This window comes from Frateuria flava (assembly GCF_017837635.1).
Lineage (GTDB): Bacteria > Pseudomonadota > Gammaproteobacteria > Xanthomonadales > Rhodanobacteraceae > Frateuria_A > Frateuria_A flava.
On the sequence record NZ_JAGJRS010000019.1, the window covers coordinates 103,642 to 127,585 of the forward strand.

At 62.0% G+C, this 23,944-nt stretch carries 21 protein-coding genes and 1 pseudogene; 7 read left to right on the forward strand and 15 right to left on the reverse strand.

Features of this window, described 5'->3' with window-relative positions:
- Positions 1–132 precede the first annotated feature (132 nt).
- The 3 genes from J7I44_RS10155 to J7I44_RS10165 all read left to right on the forward strand — a co-directional run bounded on the left by J7I44_RS10155 (position 133) and on the right by J7I44_RS10165 (position 2,312).
- The gene (locus J7I44_RS10155; protein WP_245188107.1) at positions 133–1,122 is read left to right on the forward strand and encodes an isoaspartyl peptidase/L-asparaginase family protein; all 990 of its coding nucleotides are present in this window, start codon (positions 133–135) and stop codon (positions 1,120–1,122) included.
- A gap of 280 nt (positions 1,123–1,402) precedes the next feature.
- Positions 1,403–1,891, forward strand: coding sequence for a dihydrofolate reductase (locus tag J7I44_RS10160; RefSeq protein ID WP_209619880.1), 489 nt, complete (start codon positions 1,403–1,405; stop codon positions 1,889–1,891).
- A gap of 4 nt (positions 1,892–1,895) precedes the next feature.
- Complete coding sequence (locus J7I44_RS10165) at positions 1,896–2,312, forward strand: NUDIX domain-containing protein (RefSeq protein ID WP_209619883.1); 417 nt, start codon at positions 1,896–1,898, stop codon at positions 2,310–2,312.
- A 12-nt stretch (positions 2,313–2,324) separates the two neighbouring features.
- Here J7I44_RS10165 and coaE read toward each other — a convergent pair whose 3' ends face one another.
- The 4 genes and pseudogenes from coaE to pilB form a co-directional block, all read right to left on the reverse strand.
- Positions 2,325–2,948: a dephospho-CoA kinase gene (gene coaE, locus J7I44_RS10170; protein WP_209619886.1), complete on the reverse strand. Its 624-nt coding sequence runs from the start codon at positions 2,946–2,948 to the stop codon at positions 2,325–2,327.
- Positions 2,948–3,805 carry a prepilin peptidase gene (locus J7I44_RS10175; protein WP_209619888.1) on the reverse strand — a complete coding sequence of 286 codons (858 nt, stop codon included), beginning with the start codon at positions 3,803–3,805 and terminating at the stop codon, positions 2,948–2,950. The genes coaE and J7I44_RS10175 overlap by 1 nt, the downstream gene beginning before the upstream one ends.
- 262 nt (positions 3,806–4,067) lie before the next feature.
- Positions 4,068–5,334 (reverse strand): annotated as a pseudogene (locus J7I44_RS10180) (type II secretion system F family protein).
- Positions 5,335–5,522: 188 nt separating this feature from the next.
- Positions 5,523–7,247: a type IV-A pilus assembly ATPase PilB gene (pilB, locus tag J7I44_RS10185; protein WP_209619890.1), complete on the reverse strand. Its 1,725-nt coding sequence runs from the start codon at positions 7,245–7,247 to the stop codon at positions 5,523–5,525.
- Positions 7,248–7,540: 293 nt separating this feature from the next.
- Between pilB and J7I44_RS10190 the strand changes: the two genes are divergently transcribed.
- The 4 genes from J7I44_RS10190 (at position 7,541) to J7I44_RS10205 (ending at position 11,494) form a co-directional block, all read left to right on the forward strand.
- Positions 7,541–8,395 carry a glycosyltransferase family 2 protein gene (locus J7I44_RS10190; protein WP_245188089.1) on the forward strand — a complete coding sequence of 285 codons (855 nt, stop codon included), beginning with the start codon at positions 7,541–7,543 and terminating at the stop codon, positions 8,393–8,395.
- Positions 8,396–8,474: 79 nt separating this feature from the next.
- A complete protein-coding gene (locus J7I44_RS10195; RefSeq protein ID WP_209619904.1) occupies positions 8,475–9,191 on the forward strand; it encodes a class I SAM-dependent methyltransferase in 717 nt (238 codons plus the stop codon).
- 16 nt (positions 9,192–9,207) lie between these two features.
- Positions 9,208–10,359 carry a glycosyltransferase family 4 protein gene (locus J7I44_RS10200; RefSeq protein ID WP_209619907.1) on the forward strand — a complete coding sequence of 384 codons (1,152 nt, stop codon included), beginning with the start codon at positions 9,208–9,210 and terminating at the stop codon, positions 10,357–10,359.
- Positions 10,360–10,414: 55 nt separating this feature from the next.
- The gene (locus J7I44_RS10205) at positions 10,415–11,494 is read left to right on the forward strand and encodes a glycosyltransferase (RefSeq protein WP_209619910.1); all 1,080 of its coding nucleotides are present in this window, start codon (positions 10,415–10,417) and stop codon (positions 11,492–11,494) included.
- A 54-nt stretch (positions 11,495–11,548) separates the two neighbouring features.
- Here J7I44_RS10205 and J7I44_RS10210 read toward each other — a convergent pair whose 3' ends face one another.
- The 11 genes from J7I44_RS10210 to J7I44_RS10260 all read right to left on the reverse strand — a co-directional run bounded on the left by J7I44_RS10210 (position 11,549) and on the right by J7I44_RS10260 (position 23,912).
- The gene (locus J7I44_RS10210; protein ID WP_209619913.1) at positions 11,549–12,916 is read right to left on the reverse strand and encodes a CDP-glycerol glycerophosphotransferase family protein; all 1,368 of its coding nucleotides are present in this window, start codon (positions 12,914–12,916) and stop codon (positions 11,549–11,551) included.
- Positions 12,913–13,659: an aspartate/glutamate racemase family protein gene (locus tag J7I44_RS10215; RefSeq protein WP_209619916.1), complete on the reverse strand. Its 747-nt coding sequence runs from the start codon at positions 13,657–13,659 to the stop codon at positions 12,913–12,915. Before J7I44_RS10215 ends, J7I44_RS10210 begins: the two co-directional genes overlap by 4 nt.
- A gap of 10 nt (positions 13,660–13,669) precedes the next feature.
- Positions 13,670–14,329: an NTP transferase domain-containing protein gene (locus J7I44_RS10220; RefSeq protein WP_209619919.1), complete on the reverse strand. Its 660-nt coding sequence runs from the start codon at positions 14,327–14,329 to the stop codon at positions 13,670–13,672.
- Entirely contained in the window at positions 14,305–14,907 is a 603-nt protein-coding gene (locus tag J7I44_RS10225) for an HAD-IB family phosphatase (RefSeq protein WP_209619922.1), read from the reverse strand. Before J7I44_RS10225 ends, J7I44_RS10220 begins: the two co-directional genes overlap by 25 nt.
- Positions 14,907–15,659, reverse strand: a complete 753-nt coding sequence (locus J7I44_RS10230) for a class I SAM-dependent methyltransferase (protein WP_209619926.1) — start codon at positions 15,657–15,659, stop codon at positions 14,907–14,909. Before J7I44_RS10230 ends, J7I44_RS10225 begins: the two co-directional genes overlap by 1 nt.
- 142 nt (positions 15,660–15,801) lie before the next feature.
- Positions 15,802–17,097, reverse strand: coding sequence for a lipopolysaccharide biosynthesis protein (locus J7I44_RS10235; RefSeq protein ID WP_209619929.1), 1,296 nt, complete (start codon positions 17,095–17,097; stop codon positions 15,802–15,804).
- A complete protein-coding gene (locus tag J7I44_RS10240) occupies positions 17,094–19,076 on the reverse strand; it encodes a hypothetical protein (protein WP_209619932.1) in 1,983 nt (660 codons plus the stop codon). Before J7I44_RS10240 ends, J7I44_RS10235 begins: the two co-directional genes overlap by 4 nt.
- A gap of 44 nt (positions 19,077–19,120) precedes the next feature.
- Positions 19,121–21,163: a hypothetical protein gene (locus tag J7I44_RS10245; RefSeq protein WP_209619935.1), complete on the reverse strand. Its 2,043-nt coding sequence runs from the start codon at positions 21,161–21,163 to the stop codon at positions 19,121–19,123.
- Positions 21,164–21,229: 66 nt separating this feature from the next.
- Positions 21,230–21,697 (reverse strand): pilin, encoded by a 468-nt coding sequence (locus tag J7I44_RS10250; RefSeq protein WP_209619938.1) that lies wholly within the window; start codon positions 21,695–21,697, stop codon positions 21,230–21,232.
- Between the two features lie 330 nt (positions 21,698–22,027).
- Entirely contained in the window at positions 22,028–22,471 is a 444-nt protein-coding gene (locus J7I44_RS10255; RefSeq protein ID WP_245188090.1) for a pilin, read from the reverse strand.
- A gap of 16 nt (positions 22,472–22,487) precedes the next feature.
- Positions 22,488–23,912 carry a hypothetical protein gene (locus J7I44_RS10260; protein WP_209619942.1) on the reverse strand — a complete coding sequence of 475 codons (1,425 nt, stop codon included), beginning with the start codon at positions 23,910–23,912 and terminating at the stop codon, positions 22,488–22,490.
- Between the last annotated feature and the right edge of the window lie 32 nt (positions 23,913–23,944).

Below are 23,944 nucleotides of genomic sequence, written 5' to 3' on the forward strand. Positions count from 1 at the left end.
CGGCCGCTTCCTGCGGCCGCGCTTGCTCGGAACGTGGGGACGGCTGGATATACTCGGTGGCTACTGCCTGGAGACATCCAAGTGAAGCCGCTGCGCGTGTTCGCCGCCCTGACCACTCTGGGGATCGCCGCCATGAGCCACGCCGCCACCACGCCTGTCCTGGTCATCCACGGCGGGTCGGGCGTGGTTCGGCGCGACCTGAATCCGGCAAGGGAGAACGAGGTCCGCGCGGCGCTCGCCCGTGCGCTCCAGAGTGGCTATGCCCAGCTCAAGGCGGGCAAGCCGGCGCTCGACGGTGTCACGGCGGCACTGACCGTGCTGGAGGACGATCCCAACTTCAATGCAGGCAAGGGTGCAGTGTTCACCCATGACGGACGCAACGAGCTGGACGCGGCAATCATGGACGGCGACACGCTGCGCGCGGGCGCTATCGCCGGCGTGCACCGGGTAAAGAACCCGATCCTGCTGGCGCGCGCGGTACTGGAGAAGTCCGAGCACGTGATGCTGGTGGGCGACGGCGCCGAGGCGTTCGCGCGTGAGGCGGGTGTCACGCTGGTCGATCCGTCGTATTTCCGTACCGAGCAGCGTTGGCAGCAACTGCAGCGGGCATTGAAAGAAGACCGCGACGGCAAGCCGCATTCGGACGTGGAGACGGCCAAGCATTTTGGCACCGTCGGCGCCGTGGCGCTGGATGCGCAGGGACATCTGGCGGCGGGTACGTCCACCGGCGGCATGACCGACAAGCGCTGGGGCCGGGTCGGCGATTCGCCGATCATTGGCGCCGGCACCTACGCCAATGCGGACTGCGCCGTCTCCGGCACGGGTTGGGGCGAGTTCTACATCCGCACCGTGGCAGCGCATGCGATCTGCATGCGTGTGTCGCTGATGCACGTGCCGCTGGAGCGCGCCGCGGCCGAGGTGATCAACCAGGAAATCCCGGCGATGGGCGGCAACGGCGGCGCCATCGCGCTGGACGCCAGGGGCCACATCGCCATGCCGTTCAACACCGACGGCATGTATCGCGGATGGATCGGCGGCGATGGTGTGGCGCACGTGGCGATCTACGACGACGAGGGGAACGCCGCCGCCGATCTGGCGCCCGTCGAACACTCGCGCCAATGATCGGCGACCCGGCGTGATACGGCTGGTGTTGTAGGAGCCCGCGTGCGGGCGATGCTTTGTGGGCCACTTGCAAAGGGCATCGCCCGCAAGCGGGCTCCTGCAAAAGACCCCTGGCCGACGCCGCCGGGTAGCCTGTGATCATGGCGCCGCCTCCTGCGGGAGGAAATGACGGCCGGGCATCTCCCGGTTCTCCATGAGTGGCTACAATGGACGCGAGCATGGCCGACGGCCCAGTGGGGCGCGTGAGCCAGTCGCACCATCCACACGCCCAGGAGCACCGATGTCCATTTCGTTGATCGCCGCACTGGATGAGAATTTCGCCATCGGGCGGAAGGGGCAACTCCCGTGGCACCTGCCGGACGACCTGCGCTGGTTCAAGCAGCTGACGCTCGGCAAGTACGTGCTTATGGGCTACAACACCGCGGTGGCGATCGGCCGGGCGTTGCCGGACCGGCACAACCTGGTGCTTTCGCGTCGGCATGAGGCGCCTTTCCCGGGCCAGGTCGTCGTGCGTTCGCTGGAGGAAGCCCAGGCGCGCGCCGGCGGCACCGGGCTGATGGTGATCGGCGGCGGCCAGGTCTATGCGGCGGCGCTGCCGCTGGCGCGGCGCATGTATCTGACCTGGGTGAGTGCCGCCGTGGAGGGTGCCGACACCTTCTTCCCCGGTATCCACCTGCGCGACTGGACAGAGGTCGCCCGCACCCACCACAAGGCCGATGCGGAGCACGAATACAGCTTCGACATGGTCGAGTACGTACGCGAGTCCTGACCCCTTGGGTCTTGCTGTCATGCACGTGATGGCGGGCGTGCTGGTCGATACGGATGGCCAGGTGCTGCTCGCGCAGCGCCCCCCGGGGAAACACCTGGCCGGCATGTGGGAGTTTCCTGGCGGCAAGCTTGAACCCGGCGAACGCCCTGCCGCGGGCCTGGCGCGCGAGTTGCGCGAGGAACTGGGCGTGGAGATCGCCCTGGACCGGGCCACGCCCTTGGTCCGGGTGCGCTGGAACTACGGCGAGCGCGACCTGCTGCTGGACGCCTGGCAGGTCGCAGCATGGCGAGGGACGCCACGCTCGGTGGAAGGGCAGGCGCTGCAATGGTGCTGGCCGTCGGAAATCGCGCCGGCCGTGTTGGCCCCGGCGGACCGGGAAATCCTCAAGACACTCCCTTCCGGACGGCCCGTGCGCCAGTAGCGCAGAGGCGGGTCACGGGCTCCTTGCCTGCGCCGCCAATGCCAGGTATCGCCGGTGCAGCGCCTGGACGTGGGCGTCCAGCGCCGCCTCGCTGCTGCTGTTGTCGATCACGTCGTCTGCCAGGACCAGCCGTTCGCGGCGGCTGGCCTGCTGCGCAAGCATCTGCTCGGCGAGCGGCCGGTCGATGCCGTCGCGGGCGATGAGGCGTTCGAGCTGAACTTCCTCGGGCACGTCCACCAGCAGGATGCGGTCGATCCAGCGGTAGTGGGCGATGTTCTCGGCCAGCAGCGGGATCGCCAGCAGGCAGTAGGGCGCGGTTTCGGCCAGCGCGCGCTGGTGCAGCCATTCGCGCACGCGGGGGTGGATGATCGCCTCGAGCGCGCGCTTGGCCGTGGCATCGGCGAACACGCGCCGGCGCATGGCCGCGCGGTCGAGGCATCCCTGCGCGTCCAGCACCTGAGGTCCGAACTGGTCGGCAATGGCCGCCAGTCCCTCGCTGCCCGGCTCGACCACGACACGCGCGGCCACGTCCGCATCGTGCACCGGCACGCCCAAGGCCTCGAAGCGGCGGGCAACGGCGGTCTTGCCGGCGGCAATGCCACCGGTCAAGCCAACCACGTAAGCGCGCGCCACCATCACCGCAATCCAGTCAGGTGCATGTAGCCCTGCAGCAGGGGATCGCCGGCGACGAACCAGATCCAGCCGGCCATGGCGATGAACGGGCCAAACGGCATCGGCCTCTCGCGCTCATGCCGGCGCAGGGCAATCAGCAGGCCGCCGACGACCGCGCCGACCAGCGAGGACAACAGCACCACCGGCAACAATGCACCCGGTCCCATCCAGGCGCCGAGTGCCGCCAGCAGCTTGAAGTCGCCGTAGCCCATGCCCTCCTTGCCGGTGAGCAGCTTGAACAGCCAGTAGACGCTCCACAGGCTTGCATATCCCAGTGCCGCGCCCAGGATCGCCGAGGCGGGCAGCACGAACATCGGCAGTAGCGACAACAGCAGGCCAAGCCACAGCAACGGCAGGGTGAGCTGGTCCGGGAGCAATTGCGTGCGGAAGTCGATACCCGACGCGGCGATCAGTATCCAGGTGAGCACCAGCCCCGACAGCGCGGCCCACCCTGGCCCGAACTTCCAGACCACCAGCACGCTCAACACACCGCTGAGAAACTCCACCAGCGGGTACTGGATGGAGATGGGGGCGCGGCAATACCGGCAGCGGCCGCGCAGCATCAGCCAGCCCAACAGAGGAATGTTGTCGCCCGCCGCCAGCGGGTGCTTGCAATGCGGGCAGTGCGACGCCTCGCGCACGATGCCTGGCGGCAGCGGCTCGTCGGCCACGTCCAGCGCCAACTCCTCCTGCGCCTCGCGCCGCCACTGCGCTTCCAGTCGCGCGGGCAGACGCAGGATCACCACGTTGAGGAAGCTGCCCACCAACAGGCCGAGCACGCCGGCGAAGACAAGCCAGAGCCAGAGCGGAAGGTCGAGCATGTATGTCCTCAAGTCAGGTGGGAATGTCCCGCAAACCGCGCCCCCGGTAGGTGCGCACCTATGCGCGACCGTGGGCCTGGAGGTCGCGCACGGGTGCGTTCCCTGCGGAAGGCTTCTCGCGCGCGGTTGTTTACGCCTGATCCAGCCGCCGGACAGCATCGCCCGCGTGGCCCCTGCGACCGACGCCGCAGCGTGCACGGTTCCGAAGGCCCATGAAAAAGGCCCCCCTCCCGACGGGAGAGGGGCCCGGTGGTCCGAAAGATTACACCGTGCCGGCCAGTTTGAAGATCGGCAGGTACAGGGAGACGACCATGCCGCCGACCAGCACGCCGAGGATCACCATGATGATCGGCTCCAGCAGGGTCGACAGGGTGTCCACGGCCGTGTTCACCTCTTCCTCGTAGAACTCCGCCACCTTGAAGAGCATGTTGTCCAGCGCGCCCGATTCCTCGCCGATGGCGGTCATCTGCACCACCATGTTCGGGAACAGGCCCGTCTGGCGCATCGACAGCTGCAATTGGTGGCCGACCGCGATGTCGTCGCGCATGCGCCGCACCGCGTCGCCATAGACGATGCTGCCGGTGGCGCCGGCAACCGCGTCCAGTGCTTCCACCAGCGGCACGCCGGCGCGGAAGGTAACGCCAAGCGTGCGCGCAAAGCGCGCGATGGCCGACTGGCGCATGATGTTGCCCATCACAGGCAGCTTGAGCATCACGCGGTCCAGGAAGTGCGCGAACTTCACCGAGCGCTTCTTGGCCATCACCATGGCCACGATGCTGCCGACGATGATGCCGATCACCACCCACCAGTAGTGCTGCATGAACTGCGATGCGGAGATGACGATCTGCGTTGGCGCCGGAAGCTCGGCGCCCGCGTCCTTGAAGGTCTGCTCGAACACCGGCACCACGAACAACAGCAGGATCATGCTGACCAGCAGCGCCACCGCCATGACCATCACCGGGTAGAACAGGGCCTTCTTGATCTTGCTCTTGATGCCCTCCATCCGCTCCTTGTAGGTGGCCACGGTGTCCAGCACCGTGTCCAGCACACCGGCCGATTCGCCGGCGCGCACAAGGTTGCGATAGAGCTCGTCGAACTGGACGGGATACTTGCCCAGCGCCTCGTGCAGCGAAGCGCCCCCCCTCGATGCCCTGCTTGACATCGGTGAGCATATTCTTGAAGCGGACGTTCTTCTGCCCGCCGGCGATGATCTCGAAGGACTGCACCATGGGCACGCCCGAGGCCATCATGGTGGCGATCTGGCGGCTGAAAATGGCCACGTCCCGCGGCTTGACCGTGCTGCCGGAGGAGCCGAACAACGGCTTGGCCTTCTCGCGCACCGTCTGCGGGTTCATCCCCTGGCGGCGCAGCTCGGCCTTGACCAGCGAAGCGTTCTTCGCCGGCATTTCGCCCGACATGCGTTTGCCGCGCTTGTCCAGCGCGACCCAGTCGTACATGGTCATCCTGCTGACCTCGGCGCGCTGGGCGCCCAGGTTCGCGTTCTTCGCGAGTGCGTTAGCCGTAGCCATGCCCGATTTCCCCCGGTGGTTCGATCCGCGACGGCCGCCCGTGGCGGCGATCTTCGGTGAAGCTTATGCCAAATGTAGCCAGTTATTTCGTGCCGTTCCGCGCAACTTCGCGCTTTCCGGGCGGCTGCGCAGAGCTGCCGCAAAAGGGCGCGCGACCTGCTTTTGCGCGACCGGGTGCCGCCACTGCCTCAATCCTTCGTCACGCGGTCGATCTCGGCCAGGCTGGTCACGCCGGCCTTGACCTTGAGCAGGGCCGATGCGCGCAGGTCATTGATGCCGATGCCGCGTGCGACCTCCCCGATCTGCAGCGCGTTGCCGCCTTGCAGCACGATCTTCTGGATGTCTTCGGTCATCGGCATGACCTGGTAGATGCCCACGCGGCCCTTGTAGCCTTCGTTGCAATGGTCGCAGCCGACCGCCTCGTACAACGTCAGGCCGTTGTCGATGTCCTCCTGGCTGAAGCCCGCGGCCAACAGCACGTGCGGCGGCAGGGTTTGTGGCTTCTTGCAGTCGTGCAGGCGGCGGGCCAGGCGCTGGGCGATCACCAGCGTCACCGACGAGGTGATGGAGTAGGGCGGGATGCCCATGTTCATCAGGCGCGCGATGGTCTGCGGCGCGTCGTTGGTATGCAGCGTGGAAAGCACCATGTGGCCGGTCTGCGCCGCCTTGATCGCGATCTCGGCGGTTTCCAGGTCGCGGATTTCGCCGACCATGATCACGTCCGGATCCTGTCGAAGGAACGAGCGCAGGGCAGCCGCAAAGGTCATGCCGCGCTTGACGTTCTGCTGGACCTGGTTGATGCCCTCGACACGGATTTCCACCGGATCTTCCACGGTGGAGATGTTGCGCTCGGGCGTGTTGAGGATGTTGAGCGCGGTGTACAGCGACACCGTCTTGCCCGAACCGGTCGGGCCGGTCACCAGCACCATGCCGTAAGGCTTGTGGATGGCGTCCAGGTAGAGCTGCTTCTGCTGCTCCTCATAGCCGAGCTTGTCGATGCCCAGCTTGGCCGACGAACTGTCCAGAATACGCAGCACGATCTTCTCGCCGAACAGCGTGGGCAGGGTGCTCACGCGGAAGTCCATCGAGCGGCTTTTCGACAGGTTGAGCTTGATGCGGCCGTCCTGTGGCACGCGGCGCTCGGCGATGTCCAGGCCGGCCATGACCTTCAGGCGCGAGGAGATTCGGCTGGCCATCTTCATCGGCGGGTTCGCGACCGGCCGCAGCATGCCGTCCATGCGCAGGCGCACGCGGAAATTGGTCTCGAACGGCTCGAAGTGGATGTCGGACGCGCCGCGGCGAATCGCATCGACCAGGATCTTGTTGACGAACTTCACGACCGGCGCGTCATCACCGCCGGTGGCATCGTGGCCGGTGCTGTCAGCGACGTCCTCGTCGGCGGTTTCCAGCGACAGGTCATCGAACTCGTCGTTGCCCATCTCGGGCATCGTCGCGTTCACCGCCGCCAGCGCGCCGTCGATGGCGCGCGACAGCTGGCCGCGCTCGACCAGGATCGGCTCGACCATGCAGTTGGAGTGGAACTTGATTTCGTCCAGCGCGTGCGACTGCATCGGGTCGGCGATGCCCACGAACAGGCGCTTGCCCCGCTTGAACAGCGGCAGCGCCTGGTGCTTGGTCATCAGCGCCTCGCTGATCAGGTTCACCGGCATGGACGCGGCTGCGATCGCGCCGACGTCCATCATCGGCATGCCGAACTCGGCCGAGGCGACCTGCGTGAGCCGGGCGCTTTCGACCAGTCCATGGTCGAGCAGCCAGGCAGCCAGAGAGGTCTTCTGCCGGGCCGAATCGGCGACCGCCTTGCGGACATCTGCCTCCGGCAGCACGCCCTCGGACACCAGGCGACGCGCCATGCCGGTCAGGCCCGCGAGCGACGGTTGCAATTGGGATGACATGATAGATTCCGGCCTTAAGCCCCCTTATTGACAGGAAATTTACCCCAGAAATGCGGCGCGGTCATCTAGCGGCGAAGGGGCGCCTCCGGCAACTCCAAAAGCCGCCACGCGTGTCACGGAAACGCGGGGCCGACCCTTCCGGTTCCACGACAGCAGGCTCTGCCGGGGGTGGGTGAGCAACGGGGCGCGCCATGAAGTGTGCCGCCCGGCACACACGCGGGCCGGGCTTCGGCGGTGATCGCCTTCCCCGTGAAATGCCGCGTTATGATCGCCCGATACCCGGGGGAACCGATTTGAAACGCCTGAGCATCATCTTGCCCGCGAAAAACGAAGCGGCGGCGCTTGCCCGTCTGCTGCCGGCGCTGCGTACCGCGCAGCCGGATGCGGAGATCATCGTGGTCGACGACGGCTCGACGGACGACACGCGGGCCATCTGCGCCGCCAACGCGGTCGACTGCCTTTCCTCGCCCTACTCGATGGGCAACGGTGCGGCGATCAAGCGCGGCGCACGGGCGGCCCAGGGCGAATGGCTGGTCTTCATGGACGGCGACGGCCAGCACGACCCGGCCGACATCGACCGCCTGCTGGCCAAGCTGCAGGAAGGCTACGACATGGCCATCGGCGCCCGCGACTGGGGCAGCCAGGCTGGCGTGGGCCGTGGCCTGGCCAACACGTTCTACAACTGGCTGGCTACCCGCATGACCGGCCACGCCGTGCTCGACCTCACCTCCGGCTTCCGCGTCGTGCGTGCGGAGAAGTTCCGCGAGTTTCTGTACCTGCTGCCCAACGGCTTTTCGTACCCCACCACCAGCACCATGGCCTTCTTCCGCAGCGCCTACCCGGTAGCCTACGTACCGATCAAGGCCGCCCAGCGCGTGGGCAAGAGCCACATCCGGCCGCTGCGGGACGGGCTGAGGTTCCTGCTGATCATCTTCAAGATCGCCACGCTGTATTCGCCGTTGAAATTGTTCGCACCGGCGAGCGTGGTGTTTTTCCTTCTTGGATGCTTCAACTACTTCTGGACGTATTATCACTCGGCGCGCCTGACCAACGGCAGCTCGATGTTATGGAGTGCCGCGGTCATAGTTTTCCTAATCGGCCTAATCTCAGAACAGATAACTGCCCTTATGTATCGACGGGGCGACTAGTCCATTTGCACACTAGCTGAGGCATCAGGCTTCACGTAGCAAATGCTCAAACGAAATCCTCGGGAAGGATGGGCGAACAATGCAGAATCCGGATGGCCGGTTTGACGAGATTCGGCGGTTCTACAACAACAAATATTACGTGGCCATCAAAACGGAGTGCTCGCTGCCATGGCACTGCCGAACAATTGGTCGGCGGTTCGGCTCTCTGAAGGGTAGGGCGTTACTGGATGTTGCCTGTGGTACAGGCGAATGGCTCGCTTGGCTTCACCAGCACGGTGCCCGCTCGGTCACCGGTATCGACCTCTCCGAGAAGGCAATTCAGGCGTGCCGTCAGCGGCTTCCTCAAGGGGAATTCTACTGCTGCCCTGCCGAAGAGCTGCCTTTTCCCTCCGGCGCGTTCGATATCGTGACTTGCATGGGTTCGCTCGAGCATTTTCTCGACAAACTAGCGGCACTCAAAGAGATGCGCCGGGTGCTAAAACCTGGTGGATTCATAGTGCTGCTCGTTCCGAACGCAGGGTTTCTTACCCGTCGACTAGGTCTATACGGAGGAACTCAGCAGCAAGCCATAAGGGAGGATGTCCTGTCCCTTGGTGCCTGGCACCAACTTTTCAGTGATGCGGGGCTCCGAGTAGAGGCTCGTTGGCGCGATCTCCATCCACTAAGTCGGTCATGGATATTGAGAGGCTCGCCGCTGACGTGGCCAGCCAGGCTGCTTCAGGCGCTCGCATTGACCTTGTGGCCGATACGTTGGCAATACCAGGTCTACCACCGGTGTTCGGTACAGAGTTGCTGATGCCAGGTACCCGATGATGGACGTGCGTCCTCGTATCCTGATCGTAAGCAGAAACCTGCCCCCCCTGATAGGCGGCATGGAGCGGCTGAACCATCATCTAGTGCTGGAGCTCTCGAATCGCGCCGACTTGGAGATCGTCGGGCCGCCTGGATGCCGCACATCGATGCCCTTGGGCGTTTCTGTGCGGGAAGCAGGCTCATCGAGCCTCCGCGGTTACCTGATGGGGGCCGCGCGACAAACGCTCTACGCCGCCTTGGGGCAACGTTTCGATTGGGTGCTTGCGGGAAGCGGATTGGTAGCACCCCTCGCGTTAATGGCTGCGCGCTTGAGGCGCAGCAAGTGCGCCGTATATCTGCACGGTCTCGATATCGTCGTGCGGCATCCCACGTACCAACGAGTATGGTTACCGCTGATCCGGCGTTTCGATCTGTGCCTGGCGAACAGTCGGAACACGGCTGTTCTGGCGGCGCAGGCTGGCATCCCAGCAGACCGGATTCGTGTGCTTCATCCAGGCGTGGAGCTAGAGTCGGAGCTAACAGCCGATGCCGCTACGAATTGGCGGGCGCGGCATGGCCTGCAGGAGCGTCCCGTCATGTTGTCTGTGGGTCGGCTAACGCCGCGCAAAGGACTACTCGAGTTCGTGCAGTCGGTGCTACCGGTGATTGTCGGACGACATCCGAAAGCCGTGCTCGTAGTGATCGGCAACGAAGCTCCGGATGCGCTGGCCGGTCGTGCAGAAGGGATCACCGCGCAGATACGCTCCACCGCAGAAAAGCTTGGGCTGGCATCGAACCTCATTTTCCTTGGCATGTGTGATCAAGCTGAGTTGAACGCGGCATACCAAGGCTCTGATGTCCTGGTCTTTCCTGTACGTCAGATGGCTGGCGACGTCGAGGGTTTCGGCATGGTTGCAGTCGAGGCCGCCGCGCACGGCGTACCGACGGTCGCGTTCTCTGTGGGGGGCGTCTCCGATGCGGTCGAACCGGGCGTTTCCGGATGGCTGGTAGAGCCAGGGGACTACGCGGCGTTTGCCGAACGCACCCTCGATGCGCTTTCTCCAGCAAGATCGGTGCGGCCGGATGGCTGCCGTAGGTTCGCCAGACAATTCGCGTGGCCTGTGTTTGGCGAGCAACTCTGGGAGCTTCTTGGCGGCACAGCAACAGTTTGATTTACGTCCAAGACACGACGTTGCTTATGGAAATAGATCGAGTCAGACGATTGATATGAAAGTGTTGTTTGTGGGTAAGCGCTTCTACACCAATCGCGATGCGCTGCGAGAAAAGTATGGGCGTATATGGAATTTGCCATGGCATTGGGCACAAGCTGGCGTGCCGACGCGTTTGTGGCTGGTTGATTACCACTCACGAGATCTAGTGAGGAAGACCGAGGGCCAGCTTGACGTGGTCTCGACGCCAGTACGGACACTCTCGGTGTTCAAGCAGTATCTTCGGCAAAGCCGGCTTTCCTCGAAGCCGGACGTCGTCGTGGCCAGCGGAGACTGTTACATAGGGCTTTTGGCCTATCGCCTCGCCAGGCGGCTGAGGGCACGCTTCGTCTTCGACATCTACGACAAATACGACGAGTTCGGTGCCTTTGCAACTCTACCGGGCTTCGACCCATACGATTTCCTGCTGCGCCGTGCGGATGCATGCATGTTCGCAAGCCGTGCGCTAATGGAGCGAACGGGCGAGAGGGTAAAAAAGTCCGTTCTGGTTCGAAACGGAATAGATACCAGCAACTTTTATCCGCGAGATATGCAGGCGTGCCGGACCGCTCTCGGGCTTCCTCTGGATGCTACGATCATCGGATATTTCGGTAGTCTGGACAAAGGGAGAGGAATCGACGATTTGCTTTCCGCCCGGCAGCGGTTGCTAGCGAGCGGATCGGACCTTCAAGTCCTGATCGGAGGCAAGCCACGAGCGGGCTTGGTTCTCGATGGCAGCGGCATTCACTATCTCGGTGATCTTCCATATCCCGATGTACCGCGTGCGCTGGCATGTTGCGATCTGCTGGCATTGCCTTATCGGCGCTCAGCCTATCTCGACATGGCTTCATCCTGCAAAATAGTCGAGTACATGGCCATGCAGCGGCCGATTGTCGCGACCCGTACACCCAACTTCACCGAAAACTTCATCGATATCGCCGCCCAGTTGGGTGGGCTCATGGCGGAACCGGGGGATCCGGCAGATCTTGCGCGGGCGATCTTGGATCAAACCGTGGCGCGAAAGGTTCTTCCCGCGCCAAGCGAGCTGGGTTGGGACGCTATCGCTTTGGCGGCGCGGACCGCCCTGTCTCTCATTTAGCCGGAAATCCCCGGTGGTTGTTTTTGCTGACGCATGCTGCGCGGGTGGACGCTATTAACGCGACTTCAGTCGTCTCATCAGCCTGAGCAACTGGGGGCTCCCCTTAATGGCGTGAGCGACGGTCGCGCGGACGTTCTTGAATGCTCTGGCAACCATTGGGCTGCCGCGGCCTGCAAGCTTGCGGGTTCTTAGTTCTCGCAACAGGGCAGAGAGGCGATGCATTTCGGGGTAACCCTGCAGGGCTTGGCCCTCCGCCTCCCCGGAGGAGGCCATACTCTTGATCAATCTGACGACACGTTCTGACGAATGACCGTCTTCCCGTGGCAAGAATCGTGCGCGAGCCATGTCGCGGAGGGGCCTGCCAGGATCGACATGCTGTTGCAACGCCCCCAAGAATGAAATCACCTCTTCTGGAGAATCGGCCACGTCAATAAAAGGCAGAAGCGCCTGGCCTTCGTCGTTAAGCCCTTGTCCGGCTTGGTTCCGGAGATAGAGAAGCGGCTTCGCCGTGATCAAATATTCGATGAGGAACGAGCCGAGATCGGTGATGAGAGCACGCGATATTGCAAATGCATGTCGGTGGTCGCTGCGGACATCCAGGATGATGCCCGCAAGCCGCAATTCGTCCTTGAAATTTGCCAACGATCTTTCATCCAAGAGACCTGCGCGAAGGGCCGCAGGGAAGAGTCCCGGATGCGGGCGCCAAATGAGCGCGATATCGGGATTGTTCGCCGCAAAGGAAAAAACCTCAGGTCCGACGATATCGAAAGTAGAAAAGTCGGCGCTGCCTGTGTATTCAGCAGTGAAACTGAAGTGCGAGTTCCAAAGAACCGGGAGACGGTTCCCCACGGACGAAACCAGGTCGGGGTCGATCTCAAATTTGTCGAGGTTTTGCAGAGAGTCAAAGCGTGGTAGCCCCGTAACGTGCACATGTGCGCTCCCAGAGGGGCAGTACTTTGCGTACATTTCCTTTTCTTCGCGCGAGCGTGCGATAACGGCTGTTGCGTGTACCTGGACCGGTTGCGCATACTGATGCAACCTGTTTTTGTAACCCGCCCCTACCACTACGCCATACGGGACGTAAAGCGTCGCGCGCACCTTTTTCGCAACCTCTTTGAAGTGCAGTCCCGAGGGTCGCTCCCGATCATATGGGCTAGTGAATACAGCCACGTCGAATGCGAAATTGTCCCAGCGCTCGCGGTTTTCTTCCCATTCCGTGAAGGGAATACCGAGGCGGCCAAGCATGTCGCGTGTGATCTGCGCTTGCTGCTGGGACAATCGAAGATCTTCTGCGTTATAGGGCAGAAGCCATATCTCTGCATTGAACCCGGCGTCGGCGCAAATGAGATCCCAAATGCCGCTAATGTTGGTCCAACTTTCGGCTCGCTGGAGTAAGAAGGCGACATTGACGCGAGCACTCATGGCCCAATATGACCATTGGCAGTGTTCAATCCGTCGGGCATCGCAATAGTCAACGCCGCCGCGGCAAGTGCCGCGTTGGATTCGACTACGTTAGGGAAGAGATCAGCCGCCAGCGGAAGCGCTGAAGACAATTCCGTGCAACCGAGTATTAATCCGTCGACGCCCCTTTTACGCAGCGACCTGAACAGTTCTGCCAGATCCGCCAGCATGGACTCAGATATCCGACTGGTGGTCTTTACTTGTTCGATTGCTTGGGCGACCAAGTCCGCCTCAGTTTCCGAGAGCCTCGCAACAGCTATGCCTCCGGCCGCTAGCAAATTCTCGTAGAGACCGCTTGAGCGCAGCGAGGCCCCGCCCAAAATAGCCACAAGTTGAGCTTGCTTGCGCGCCATTTCGTCAACGCAGGCCTGCGCGATATGAGGGACAGGAACAGGCGGGCAATTGGCCCACCGTGCGTAATAAATATGCGCCGTATTGCAGGTCACCACGACCACGTTGGCGCCGGCGTCAGCCAATCGACGAATACTTTGTTCGATGGCGAACGAAAAATCCTCCTCCCCCAGCTCAAAATGACGACCACGACTGGGTATTTTTGTATTGATATCGACCAGTACACGCGGGTAGTGCCAGTCTTTTGTGGCGGTGACCATGCCGTAGAGAGTCTTGCAAAAATCTAGAGTCGACCAGGGCGCTACTCCAACCACGCCAATTACACCCTCTTGTTTGACGATCGTCGGTCGCATAATGACGTTCCTAAATAGTCCGAACGAACGATTCCGCTTGTTTCAGGTCGGAGGGAGTATCGATCTCACAAAGATCCAACATGGCGGCCGGGAGCGGCAATAGGGGGATGAGAGCCTCATACACGAACCCGTCGGCGGATGCGACGAGGTCAGGAGGGCCAGCTACGACATTTGCCCACTCGTAAGGTTGGGCCAATTCACGTGTAAATCCATTGGCGCTCAAGGGTTGCTGGGGGTTGCATGATGTCTGGACGAAGACGGCTTGTTCGCTTTTTGCGCGGGTAACCCCGAGCAGAACGTCAGACTCTTGAGCCTTCGTTACGAAGTTCGCGATTGATGCCTCCGAGATCAAAAGATCGCCGTCAAGGAACAGTACCTTTCTCCTGAGGCCGCGGGCTCCACAGGTCATGCTCGCTGCGGTGTTGGTGGTACGGAACTCCGGATTTCGAACGATAACCACGTTGCGGTGGAAGCGGGCGCAATGATCAATGATCAACTCTTCCCGGTAGCCAACTACTACGTGGATGCTGGGAACGTGCTTCTCGAGCACCGCAATCAGTCGGCTCAGAACAGTGGTCCCCTCGATTTCCAACATGCATTTTGGCATGCCTAAGCCGAGGCGGGAGCCAAGGCCGGCCGCGGCTATTACAGCGCCTTCAACAGGTTGCATAGTGTGTTTCCATCATGAACGACGTAATGTGCTGCGGAGGTGGCTGCGGGGGTTGGCGAGTGCACACCACCGAAGGCGATCCCAATGTCTGCGGCGGCCAACATCGGAACATCGTTGGCCCCATCCCCGATAGCCACAATCCGGACTGCCGCTTCCGCGCCACGCAAATCAGCGATCACGCGGCCCTTGTTGAGTACGTGGACCAGTTTGAGCCTTTCCTCGCCAAATTGAGCTTTCGAGGAAAAAGTCCTGCAACCTAATTGGCTTACTAAAGGTCCGATCCACACGTCGAGATTGCCGGTGACGACGAAGCATTCTTCCGGATGTCGTCGTATAAAGTTGGCGATCGCGGGGTCCAAGGGGATGGCCGCAATAATCGAGTGCACACGATCGATAGGGACCTGGCCTATCAAAAGGCAGCGAAGACGAAGCGAGTCTTCAAAGGAGATCAGACCCTCCATCGTGATCCTCGTGAGCGTCGCCATTTCGTCCGCAATGCCCATCTCCGACGCGATGCACGGCAGAACTTCGGTTGTGGTGATCGTGCCGTCCAAATCGAAGCAGTAGAGGGTCTTCATCAGTCCCTCTCCAAAACAAGCAAGCGCTGCCGTGTTTCACTCCTGTTATTGAGATCAGCATCCTGGAAGAGGTCTTCTGCACCGGCAGTTCTGAACCCTCGATCAAAAAGGGAATGGTTCGCGAGGTGAATGATCTCCTTTTCGGTCCGGTAGATCGCGTTGTAGGTCTGGTCCATTTCTTCCGAGTAGTGGTCTTTGATCGTGAGTCGTTGCTCGATCCCCATCGGCTCGCGGATCAAGATTTTTGCACTCGTCGAGCACGCCGCCTCGAAGCATCGGAATGCGCTGGCGACTTCTTCGTCGTTGAGGTACATCAGCACGCCGGCGCACAGTATGCGATCGAACGGTTCCCTCTCCCCTAGTGACGCGAGCGAAAAATCATCCGCCGAGCCCACCGAGAAGCGAACTGATGAGGACGCGTAATGCGTGCGAGCGTAGGTCACCAGGCCTTCACTCACATCGATGCCGTGATACGCGCGGCATAGCGAAGCGACCTGGGAGGTCCAGCGGCCGGTCCCGCAGCCTATATCGAGTAGGCGCTGCGAGCCTTCAAGTTGCAGCAGCGGCGTGAGTCGTTCTTTTTCGAGTGAGTCGCGACGCTCTGCAAGGTTGGCATGCTTGTCCTGATAGATGACCGCTCTGACGGGGCCTAGTTTTTCTATCTTCGAGGCGCGCTCCTCGAAGAAATCGACGATGGCCTGCCTATCAATCTCCGGGGCTGAGCCGTCGGATGCGGAAAACGTTCGAGACATCGTCTACTCCAATCGTCGGATGCTGGCCCCGCCCGTGCTAGGCGGACGATTACCACAGTAAGTCACCGTCCCCCTATAGCCGCGACGGCAGAAGTTCGTTCCGGAAAGCTGGCTTGCCAACACGGGCGCTCCCCGGAGCGCGCTACTTGCTCCCTCTGGGAGCACTGGCCGCGGGTCTGGCAGTAAGCCAGGCGAGCGACCAAAGGATCGTGCATGTTCCTGCCATCGCGAGGCTGATTGTCACGCAGGCGCCAAGCAGTTGGTAGCGAGGAATAATCAGCCATGACAAAAGGCACAACAACCCCACCCCACTAGCTTGAGAAAGTAGACGAAGGTGGCGCCTGTGGCTTGCTATCAGAACGTTGCATGCAATTGCGTTGAGGCCGTAGGCAAGAGGAACAGCAGCCATCCATCGCGCGGCCCGTGAGGCATCTTCGAATGCCGGGCCAAGCAGCCAAGGTAGAACGTGGGCAAGCAGCCACATGATCGGTATGGCAACTAAGCCGTAGGCGAGGCCGCAAAGAAAAAGCACCTCAACGAATCGCCTCTGGCTTTTTTGGACATCTAGCTTGAATAACTTAGGCAACGCAGCCATCGAGAGCGAGGTCACCGGTAGGGTCAACACGGCGACTAGCCGAAAAGCCGATGTATAGACGCCGGCCACCTCCGCTCCTGCGTATCTCAACACCAGACTCTTGTCCAACGACGTCAAAGCCAGGTCTACAACGCGAACCAGCGAAAAGCCCATGCCCTCGGCGAGGTCTCGCTTCGACATTGAGAGCCCGGCCTTATTCGGTCGAAGGCGGGAATGGACAGTCCATATCCCTGCCACCATCGAGCAAACCGCAAGTGTCGCGTGGAAAGGAGCGTAGGTTTGCAACGTACGGGGTAATCCACTAAACCAAAATACAAGAATCGCCAGAATATTCCCTATTGGCACCAACGTGTACATGCCGCCGGCCCAGCCAAAGCGCTCGCGCGTCTGGAACGCGTAGCTGCACACGATGGTCAACGGAAAACAAATAAGCTCCGGTATCCCTATCGCCAACATCGTCTGAAGATCGAGCGACGTGGTCGTAACCGTCCTGGCGAGCGGAATGAAGCCGAGCAGCAAGGCTGTCCCAGTGACGACCACCATCAATACCGCGCGTCGCCACGCGGGACCAAATTGGTTTGGCTCCCGCGTTGCGTCTTGGAGCATGACTAAGCCAAAGCCAAGGCCGGACAACGCGCCAAGCGCTGACGCGACTCCCGCCACGCCGGCAAAACTTCCATATCCTTGAGGGCCCAATGTCCGAGCGATCGCAACGGCCCACAGCGCCTGGCTCGAGGCCCTGATGGCAAGCCAAGCCGAGGCTACCGCCGTGTTCGTGGCTAGTGGATTGCCGCGAAGTGTCGGTACCAACCCCCAGGGCGCGCGTCGTATACCCAGCCTCATGGCTCCGCTTGCGCAGAAGATGTCCGGACTCTCGAAGGTTCGGGGATCGAACCGATTAGTTTTCGTAACCGCTGGATGTCCTCCGACAGACGGCCGCCGATGTTGAGCCTTTTCAACGAGCGTAGTTGCTCGGTGGCTTGCAGCTTCTTGCCTTGTGCCACAAGCATGTGAACGAGTGTGATGTGATAGGCGGGCTCCATTGGCTGGGCTTCCACCGCCGCGGCAGCCATTTGTTCACCCAGTTCGCGATCATCCAGAACGTTCCAGGCGTAGTCCCCATACGTCGCGAGTAGCCTCGCCGACGGGCGGGGATGTGAAAGCGCAGCTTGGAACGCATTGATCATGAGCTCCTTAGGCAATGCGCACAGCCGTTCAATCTGGCACTTGGTCAGTGATCCAAGCGAGCTTTCGTCTTGTACACCTGGCTTCCTCGATGCCAATTTTTCGACGAGGCTGTCCCACCATTCATCGCGGAATGGGCGATGCAAACGAGCGTTCATGAAAATTAGCGCTTGCTCGGGAAGGATCGAACTGTCGGGCAACTGCATCGCTCGCTCGAGTGGTGCGTAGGCTTGATCTGTAAAGAACGAGTTCGGGTCGTAATGCGAGTAGATGATGTACGTGCGCCCTAGTTCGTATTGGGCGCGCGGTGACTCTGGTGCACGCGCCGCCAATTCCTGCGCCAGGCTTAGCGGATTGCCCCACGCGATGGCGGTCATCGCGGTTTCCCCCGTCCAAAGCAGCATTAGTCCTGCCAAAAGGACGTATCGGGGCATCGACAGGGGCAGGGGGCGGTCAAACGCAACGTTGTCAGGACTGCCCGGTTCGGCAGGTTTGCCCAGGGACATGCGCGGTGCGGCGAGCAGCGGAACGAGCGCTAGCAGCAGACCAAAGCTAGCGAAGTAATTTCGATGCTCGTAGATGAGCTCGAGCGGGAGGATAGTGCCGGTGAGCAGATGACACGCCAGATAGAAGGCCAAGCCGAGCGAGGCCAAACGATTGCGGTGACGCAGGATCCAAGTTCCGAAAATGAACGCGGCCAGGAAGCCTATGCTGGCGAGCGTCGTCCAAGGTTTCAGCAAGCCGGTCGAAATGCGGAAGTCGTCGTGATAGAACGACAGTGCGCCGGGCGTGGGTAGCAGTGTCCAGCCTATGTAGTCGGTGACGATCCTTGCCTCGCTGAGCAGGCGGGTACCGAGCGTGAAGTCGCGCGTCGCCCAAGCGGAAGGCCGGAGCAGCCCCGGCACCAGCCAGGCCAGGCCCGACAGCATTGGCAGCAGGAGCACCAGGACGAACAACAGCAACAGTCCCCGATGTCTCGCCGGTTCCTGGGCGTTACTCACACGAGCGAACTGGAACACGATCCACTCGACGAGAAACGCATACAGCGGCAACATCACCGCCGTTTCTTTAGCAAGCAGTCCGATGGCGGTGGGTAGTAGCACGCTTGCGATGCAAAGCCAGATGCCCCGACGGCCGGCCATCATGCATCGCCGGCCCGCGACGTATCCAAGCAGGCCAATCAGCACGAACAGGTTGGCCAAGCTTTCCATGCGCTGGACGATATAAAGCACCGCCGTGAGATTGATCGGCAGGAGCATCCAGCCGGCCGCAATGAGCACCGCAAGCAACCCCGCCCGATTGCTCGGCTTTGCCCCAGTAGATTCCGCGGTGGCTCGCAGCAACGCCAGGGACAGCAGGTAGACCATCCACCCGTTAAGCAAATGGATGGCCAGGTTCGTCAGCTTCCAGGTGAACGGAGCCAGTCCGGTTACTAGATAGTTGGCCGCGAAACTTAACGAGGCGAGTGGCCGCTTGAACTCGCTTGATGGAGAAGACAGCGCCGCGCGCGCCAGGTTGGAAACGCTCGCGTCGGCGATCTGCAGGCCGTGGTTGTCAACAATGTTCGGATAGTCGTCGAACAGAAAAGCACCGGAAAGTCCGGGCCAGTAGGCTGCGGTACAGAGGACGAATGCCATGGCCATCAGCCAGAGGCTGCGGTTGCGAAGGCAGGAGGGGAGGTTCATCCGGAAGGGGCTTGGGTGCTGTGAAGGTCTTGTAGCAGTGTAGCCCGCAGGCGGGCCATTTCCCGTGGCCAGTAATTCTGCTGGCGCAATACATAGGCGTGCAGACGTCCCATGTTCCAGTCAGCGGCCGTGGGCGGTGGCGGGAGCGATCGGTAATAGTCTAGGTGAGCGAGCCCTTGCGCCGGAAAACCGGCCGAGCCGAGTTCGGCCGCCTGGCTGAGTGCGAGGCTCTCGCGCGGTTGCTCTTTCAGTCCGGCGTTGAACAGCGCCAAAGCCTGTCCCGGCTGGCCCTGGGCTATCGCGATGCGGCCCAGCAGATAGTCGATATCCTGCTTGCGGCCATGATTGCTGGCGAGTCGTGGGTTCTGCCGGGCGGCCAGCAGCAGGCGTTTGATCTCTTTGAGGTCCAGAGCCGGGCATCCATCGGATGCCGCCCCGTTGATTGCCCGGTTGAACCAGCTGGTCAACAGGGTGCCCGTGTCGCGAGTGGTGGCCAGCGCGTGTTCTGCGGCTGCGAGTGCAGCGCTATCGAGGTTGCCCGCGGCACACCGGGCGGCGAGCAGGTTCAAGGCGAGCTGTACCTGGTTGGGAGCGGACCGCAACGCGGGCTCCAGGCGCTGGATGGCCAATTGAGGGTAGCCGGCACGCATTTCCGCCTGTGCTGCAAAGGCCTGCGCTCGGGCCGAGGTAGGGTTCAAACGGGCCCACAGCAGCGCCTGCTCGCGGGTATTGCCCCAGAGACTCGCCCGGGACCAGGTCATGATCAGCAAGGCGGCCAGGCCAAGGATTGCCAGGGCCAGGCGGGAGCGGTGCCAGGGTAAGCGTCCATCGGGGGCGCCGGTGGATCGCTGTGCCACGAGCTTGACGTCGCACAACCACAACGCAAGCGGCCAGAACATCAGCAGTGCAGGCAGGTAGTTTCGGTGCTCGAAGAACAGTTCCAGTGCGATGGTGCTGGACTCGATCGACTGTGCGACGAAGAAGAACAGGGCGGCCGTCGCAAGCGCCGGCCAGCGGTTGCGACCTTTCCACGCGACGGCGATCAACGCAGTGATGGCCAAGAGCGAAGGCAGCGTGGTCCACGGATGCAGCAAGGAGGTGGACGCCTTGACCTGGTCATTGAACAGCCCGGCAGTGAAAGGCGTTGGCAGCCAGAGCATGTGCAGGTAGGTGAGAAGCACCCGCGGCTCGGTGAGCAACCGTTCACCCAGCGTCCATGGGCGCGCGTCGGAAATGCCGACCGTCAGACCGTGCCATCCTGCGTGCAACAGATACACAGTGATTGCCAGCGTGGGCAGCCAGCCGAACAGCAGCATGGCGCGCTCGTAACCGGACGGTGGAATTGTCCGGTGGGCGGCACGATCGCAGGGGCGCAAAAACGCGAACTCGAGCGTGAGCGCGAGGACCGGCAGGAGGATACCGTTGGCCTTGCTCAGCAGGGCCAGCACGGTGCAGGCGCCCAAACCCGTAGCGATCCAGGCCAGTCCTCTCCACAGGGCACGCTCGGTCATTTTCTTTCGGCCCTGCAACCAGGCCAGCAGCCCCATGAGCGTAAACGTGGCGGGCAGCATGGCTTCGCGCTGCACGATGTACAGCGTTGTCGAGACGAAGAGAGGGTGCGACATCCAGAAGCCGGCACCAAGGGCCGCCGCCACATCGAGGCGTTTGCGGTCTTGTTCGGGCCGCACGGCTGCGGCAGTGCCCAATCGGCGCAGCAGAAGAAACAGCAATACACCATTCAACAGGTGAACGAGCAGGTTCGTCCGCTTGAATGGATAGGGGTTTGCCGGCCAGTTGCGCGCATCCAGCAGAAATGAGAGCAGGGCAATCGGGCGGCCGGTCGGGTCAGCGGTACCGGAGGTTAGATAGCGGACAAAGGTTTCCCATCGGGTGATGGGGCCTGTCTCGCCCAGCGCGGGAAGATTGGCGAAATCGTCGAAGAGGAACCCGCCGTGCAGGCCCGGGTGGTAGGCGAGCACCGTAAGGCATGCCGTACAACTGAGCATCAGCCAGGCGGCCAGGCGGCTATTCGGCTTCATCGTTCCCGTTACCAAAAAAGAAGGGCCGCATCGCGGCCCTTCTTGATCAACGCACGTATCAGGAAATTACTGGCGGCAGGAGGCCGGCAGGTACTTGTCCTTGACGTAGGTGCCGTCGCCCTTGCAGTGCCACTCGACCGAGCCGGCGTGGGTGATCGGGGACAGGGTCAACGTCGAGGCAGCGTTCTTGATCGCGCTGTTGGCTTTGTCGCCCTCATACACAGCAACGATCTGGCCATTGGCGGCGGCGCCATCGACAGTGCCAACCTGGATTTCGCTCACATACTGGCCATGAATACTTTCACTCTTGGAAAGGCCAGCGGAAGCATTCGACTTCGGGAGTTCGCCCGTGTTGGTGTAGAACTCGGCCACGGCGGTCTTGGCACCATCGGCCAGCGACATGCCTTCGGACACCTGCGTGCGGATCACGTAGTCCTGGTAGGCCGGGATCGCGATGGCCGCCAGGATGGCGATGATGGCGATCACGATCATCAGTTCGATGAGGGTGAAGCCCTTCTGGATGCTCTTCTTCATGATGGTTCCTCGTTATTGCTGGTTAGCTAACCGTTTTGATGCCCCCTGAGCCCCGGTCCCGGATCCCCCTAGGCGGAATCGGACCCCACGTACGCGGTCAGGAACGACCAGGAAGCTCGCGGTGTACGAAGCAGTTTGCGTGCCACGCCCACTGCTTCTTTATTGCCGCATAGCTGCAGGCCGGGCGATTGTGCACGTCGTCACGAATGTCTACAACCCGTGTGTTTGCTGTAGCGCCCGGTTGAAGAATCGTGACGGGGCTGGCATCTGGCAGGCCTGCCTAAAAGCGGCACCTAGTGCCAAAGTTTGTCAAAGGTGCGTCTCTGGCCGTCAATGGCGACACGACGACGGAAGGTATTTGCCGGGCAGAGTGGTCCCCGGCCCGCTGCAGGTCCACGCAATGCTGCCGCCATGGGTGATCGGTGACAGGACAAGCGCGGCACTGTGGATCTGGATGTTGGCCTTGGGACCCTGGTAGGCAACGTCAATCTTGCCGTCGGTCACGTCGACGCTCGATACGTAGCTCCCTGTAATCGATGTCGCCTTCGACAGTCCGGCCGAGGCGTTGCTGCGCGGAAACCGGCCTGTGTTGGAGATGAAATCCCAGACCGCAGACTTGGGTCCCGTGGATAGGCTCAGCCCCTCGGTCACCTGGGCGCGGATGGTGTAGTCCTGATAGGCAGGTATCGCGATGGCAGCCAGGATGGCGATGATCGCAATCACGATCATCAACTCGATCAGCGTAAAGCCGCCGGTACGTCGAATCGTTCGCATGGAAGTCCCCTGTTGGTCATCCGGGCGAGGCAGGTTTTATACCAATCGGGTCGGTGCGGCGGTCGGTCGTGGGCGAGTTGTGATAGGTGTCACGTACGGTCGCGTCCGCTTGCCCCCAATGGCGCGACGCCATTCCCCAGGCTAGCCAGATGGCCCAGAGCGCCAGCAGGATTTCCAGCGGCCGAAAGGGAGTCGAATAGCGGGGCTCCGCCTGCAGCACCGTGTATACGAAGGTCACGTAGATCGTGAGCACGCTGGCAAATTGCAGCGACGGCGGCGCCTGTCGCCGGCGGATGGCGATGGCAATCCAGGCAACGACCAGTGCACCGAACAGGAGCGGATTCAGGGCCTTGCAGATTGCGGCCACAGCACGGAGTGCACTGTTTTCCCTGAATGGCGAGTGGCGTGTGGGGTAGACATAGACGTCCCCCTGTCCCATCTGGATATCCCATCCCCAGAAGAGCATGGGCTTGCTCGCATACCAGGCCGCGTAGTGAATCGGCTCTGCGGACAGGCGGCGAAGGATCGCTTGCAAGCCCTGTAGCGGTTCGCGCCGCAGCAGCGTGGTTTCCCGCTCGATCGCCGCAAGCGCCTCGGCCGCTTCGGGATCATGCCGGGAGGCACCCCGGTAGGCGGCGTGGTAATTGGGCCAAGACCCTTGGTCGAGGTTGATCAGCGCCCGTCCGCTCGACGAGGGCGAAGGTGGCAACAGCGCGCCCCGTATCTGCCAGGCAGTACAGAACACCACTGGGAAGATGAGCAGCGCCAACGCCGTGCGTCGGTTGATCCGGCGGCAGGCGAGCAGCCAGAACACCGCCAAGGGAACCAGGGGGATCAGCACCGCGTTGCTGAGCGCGGCCATGGCCAGGACGACGGTTCCACCGATGGCGTGAGCCGTGCGTCCCTTGTCCAGCGCCCAACCGGTCCATGCAAGACCGGCAACGGTGAGAAATCCGACCCATGATTCGCTGAGGATGAAACTGTTGCTGGCAATGCTGTGAGGCCACAGCGCCATCAGGAAGCCCGCGGCGGCCAGCCACGGCAGCGGCATCCAGCGCCGCGCCATGAGCATGCCCAACGGCACGGCCAACGCGCTCAATATCGCCTGGCTCAAAAGTACGGCGGCATACCAGTGGGTCCAGTCGGGCCAGGCTTTCATCCACGCGGCGAGAAACGACGGATAGCCTGGATCCCTGAAGCTGTCCGGAGGAGGGGGCGTGCCGGTTTCCGGCGCCATTGAGAACACGTGGTAACGGGCGAGGTTGCGTGCGTAGGCGTAGTACTCGACGCCGTCGCCCCGCACGTGTTGTTGATCGTCTACCGGCTGAAGCACCTGGGCGTGTATGACGTAGTGCAGGCGCACGCCCAGCGAGAGCGCGGTTATCAGCACAAGCAGGGCGGACCACATCCAGTGGCGTGCGCGTGTGTCGGGTTGGGACATGGTGCTTCGCGGGCCTTTGGTGAGCCGGGGCG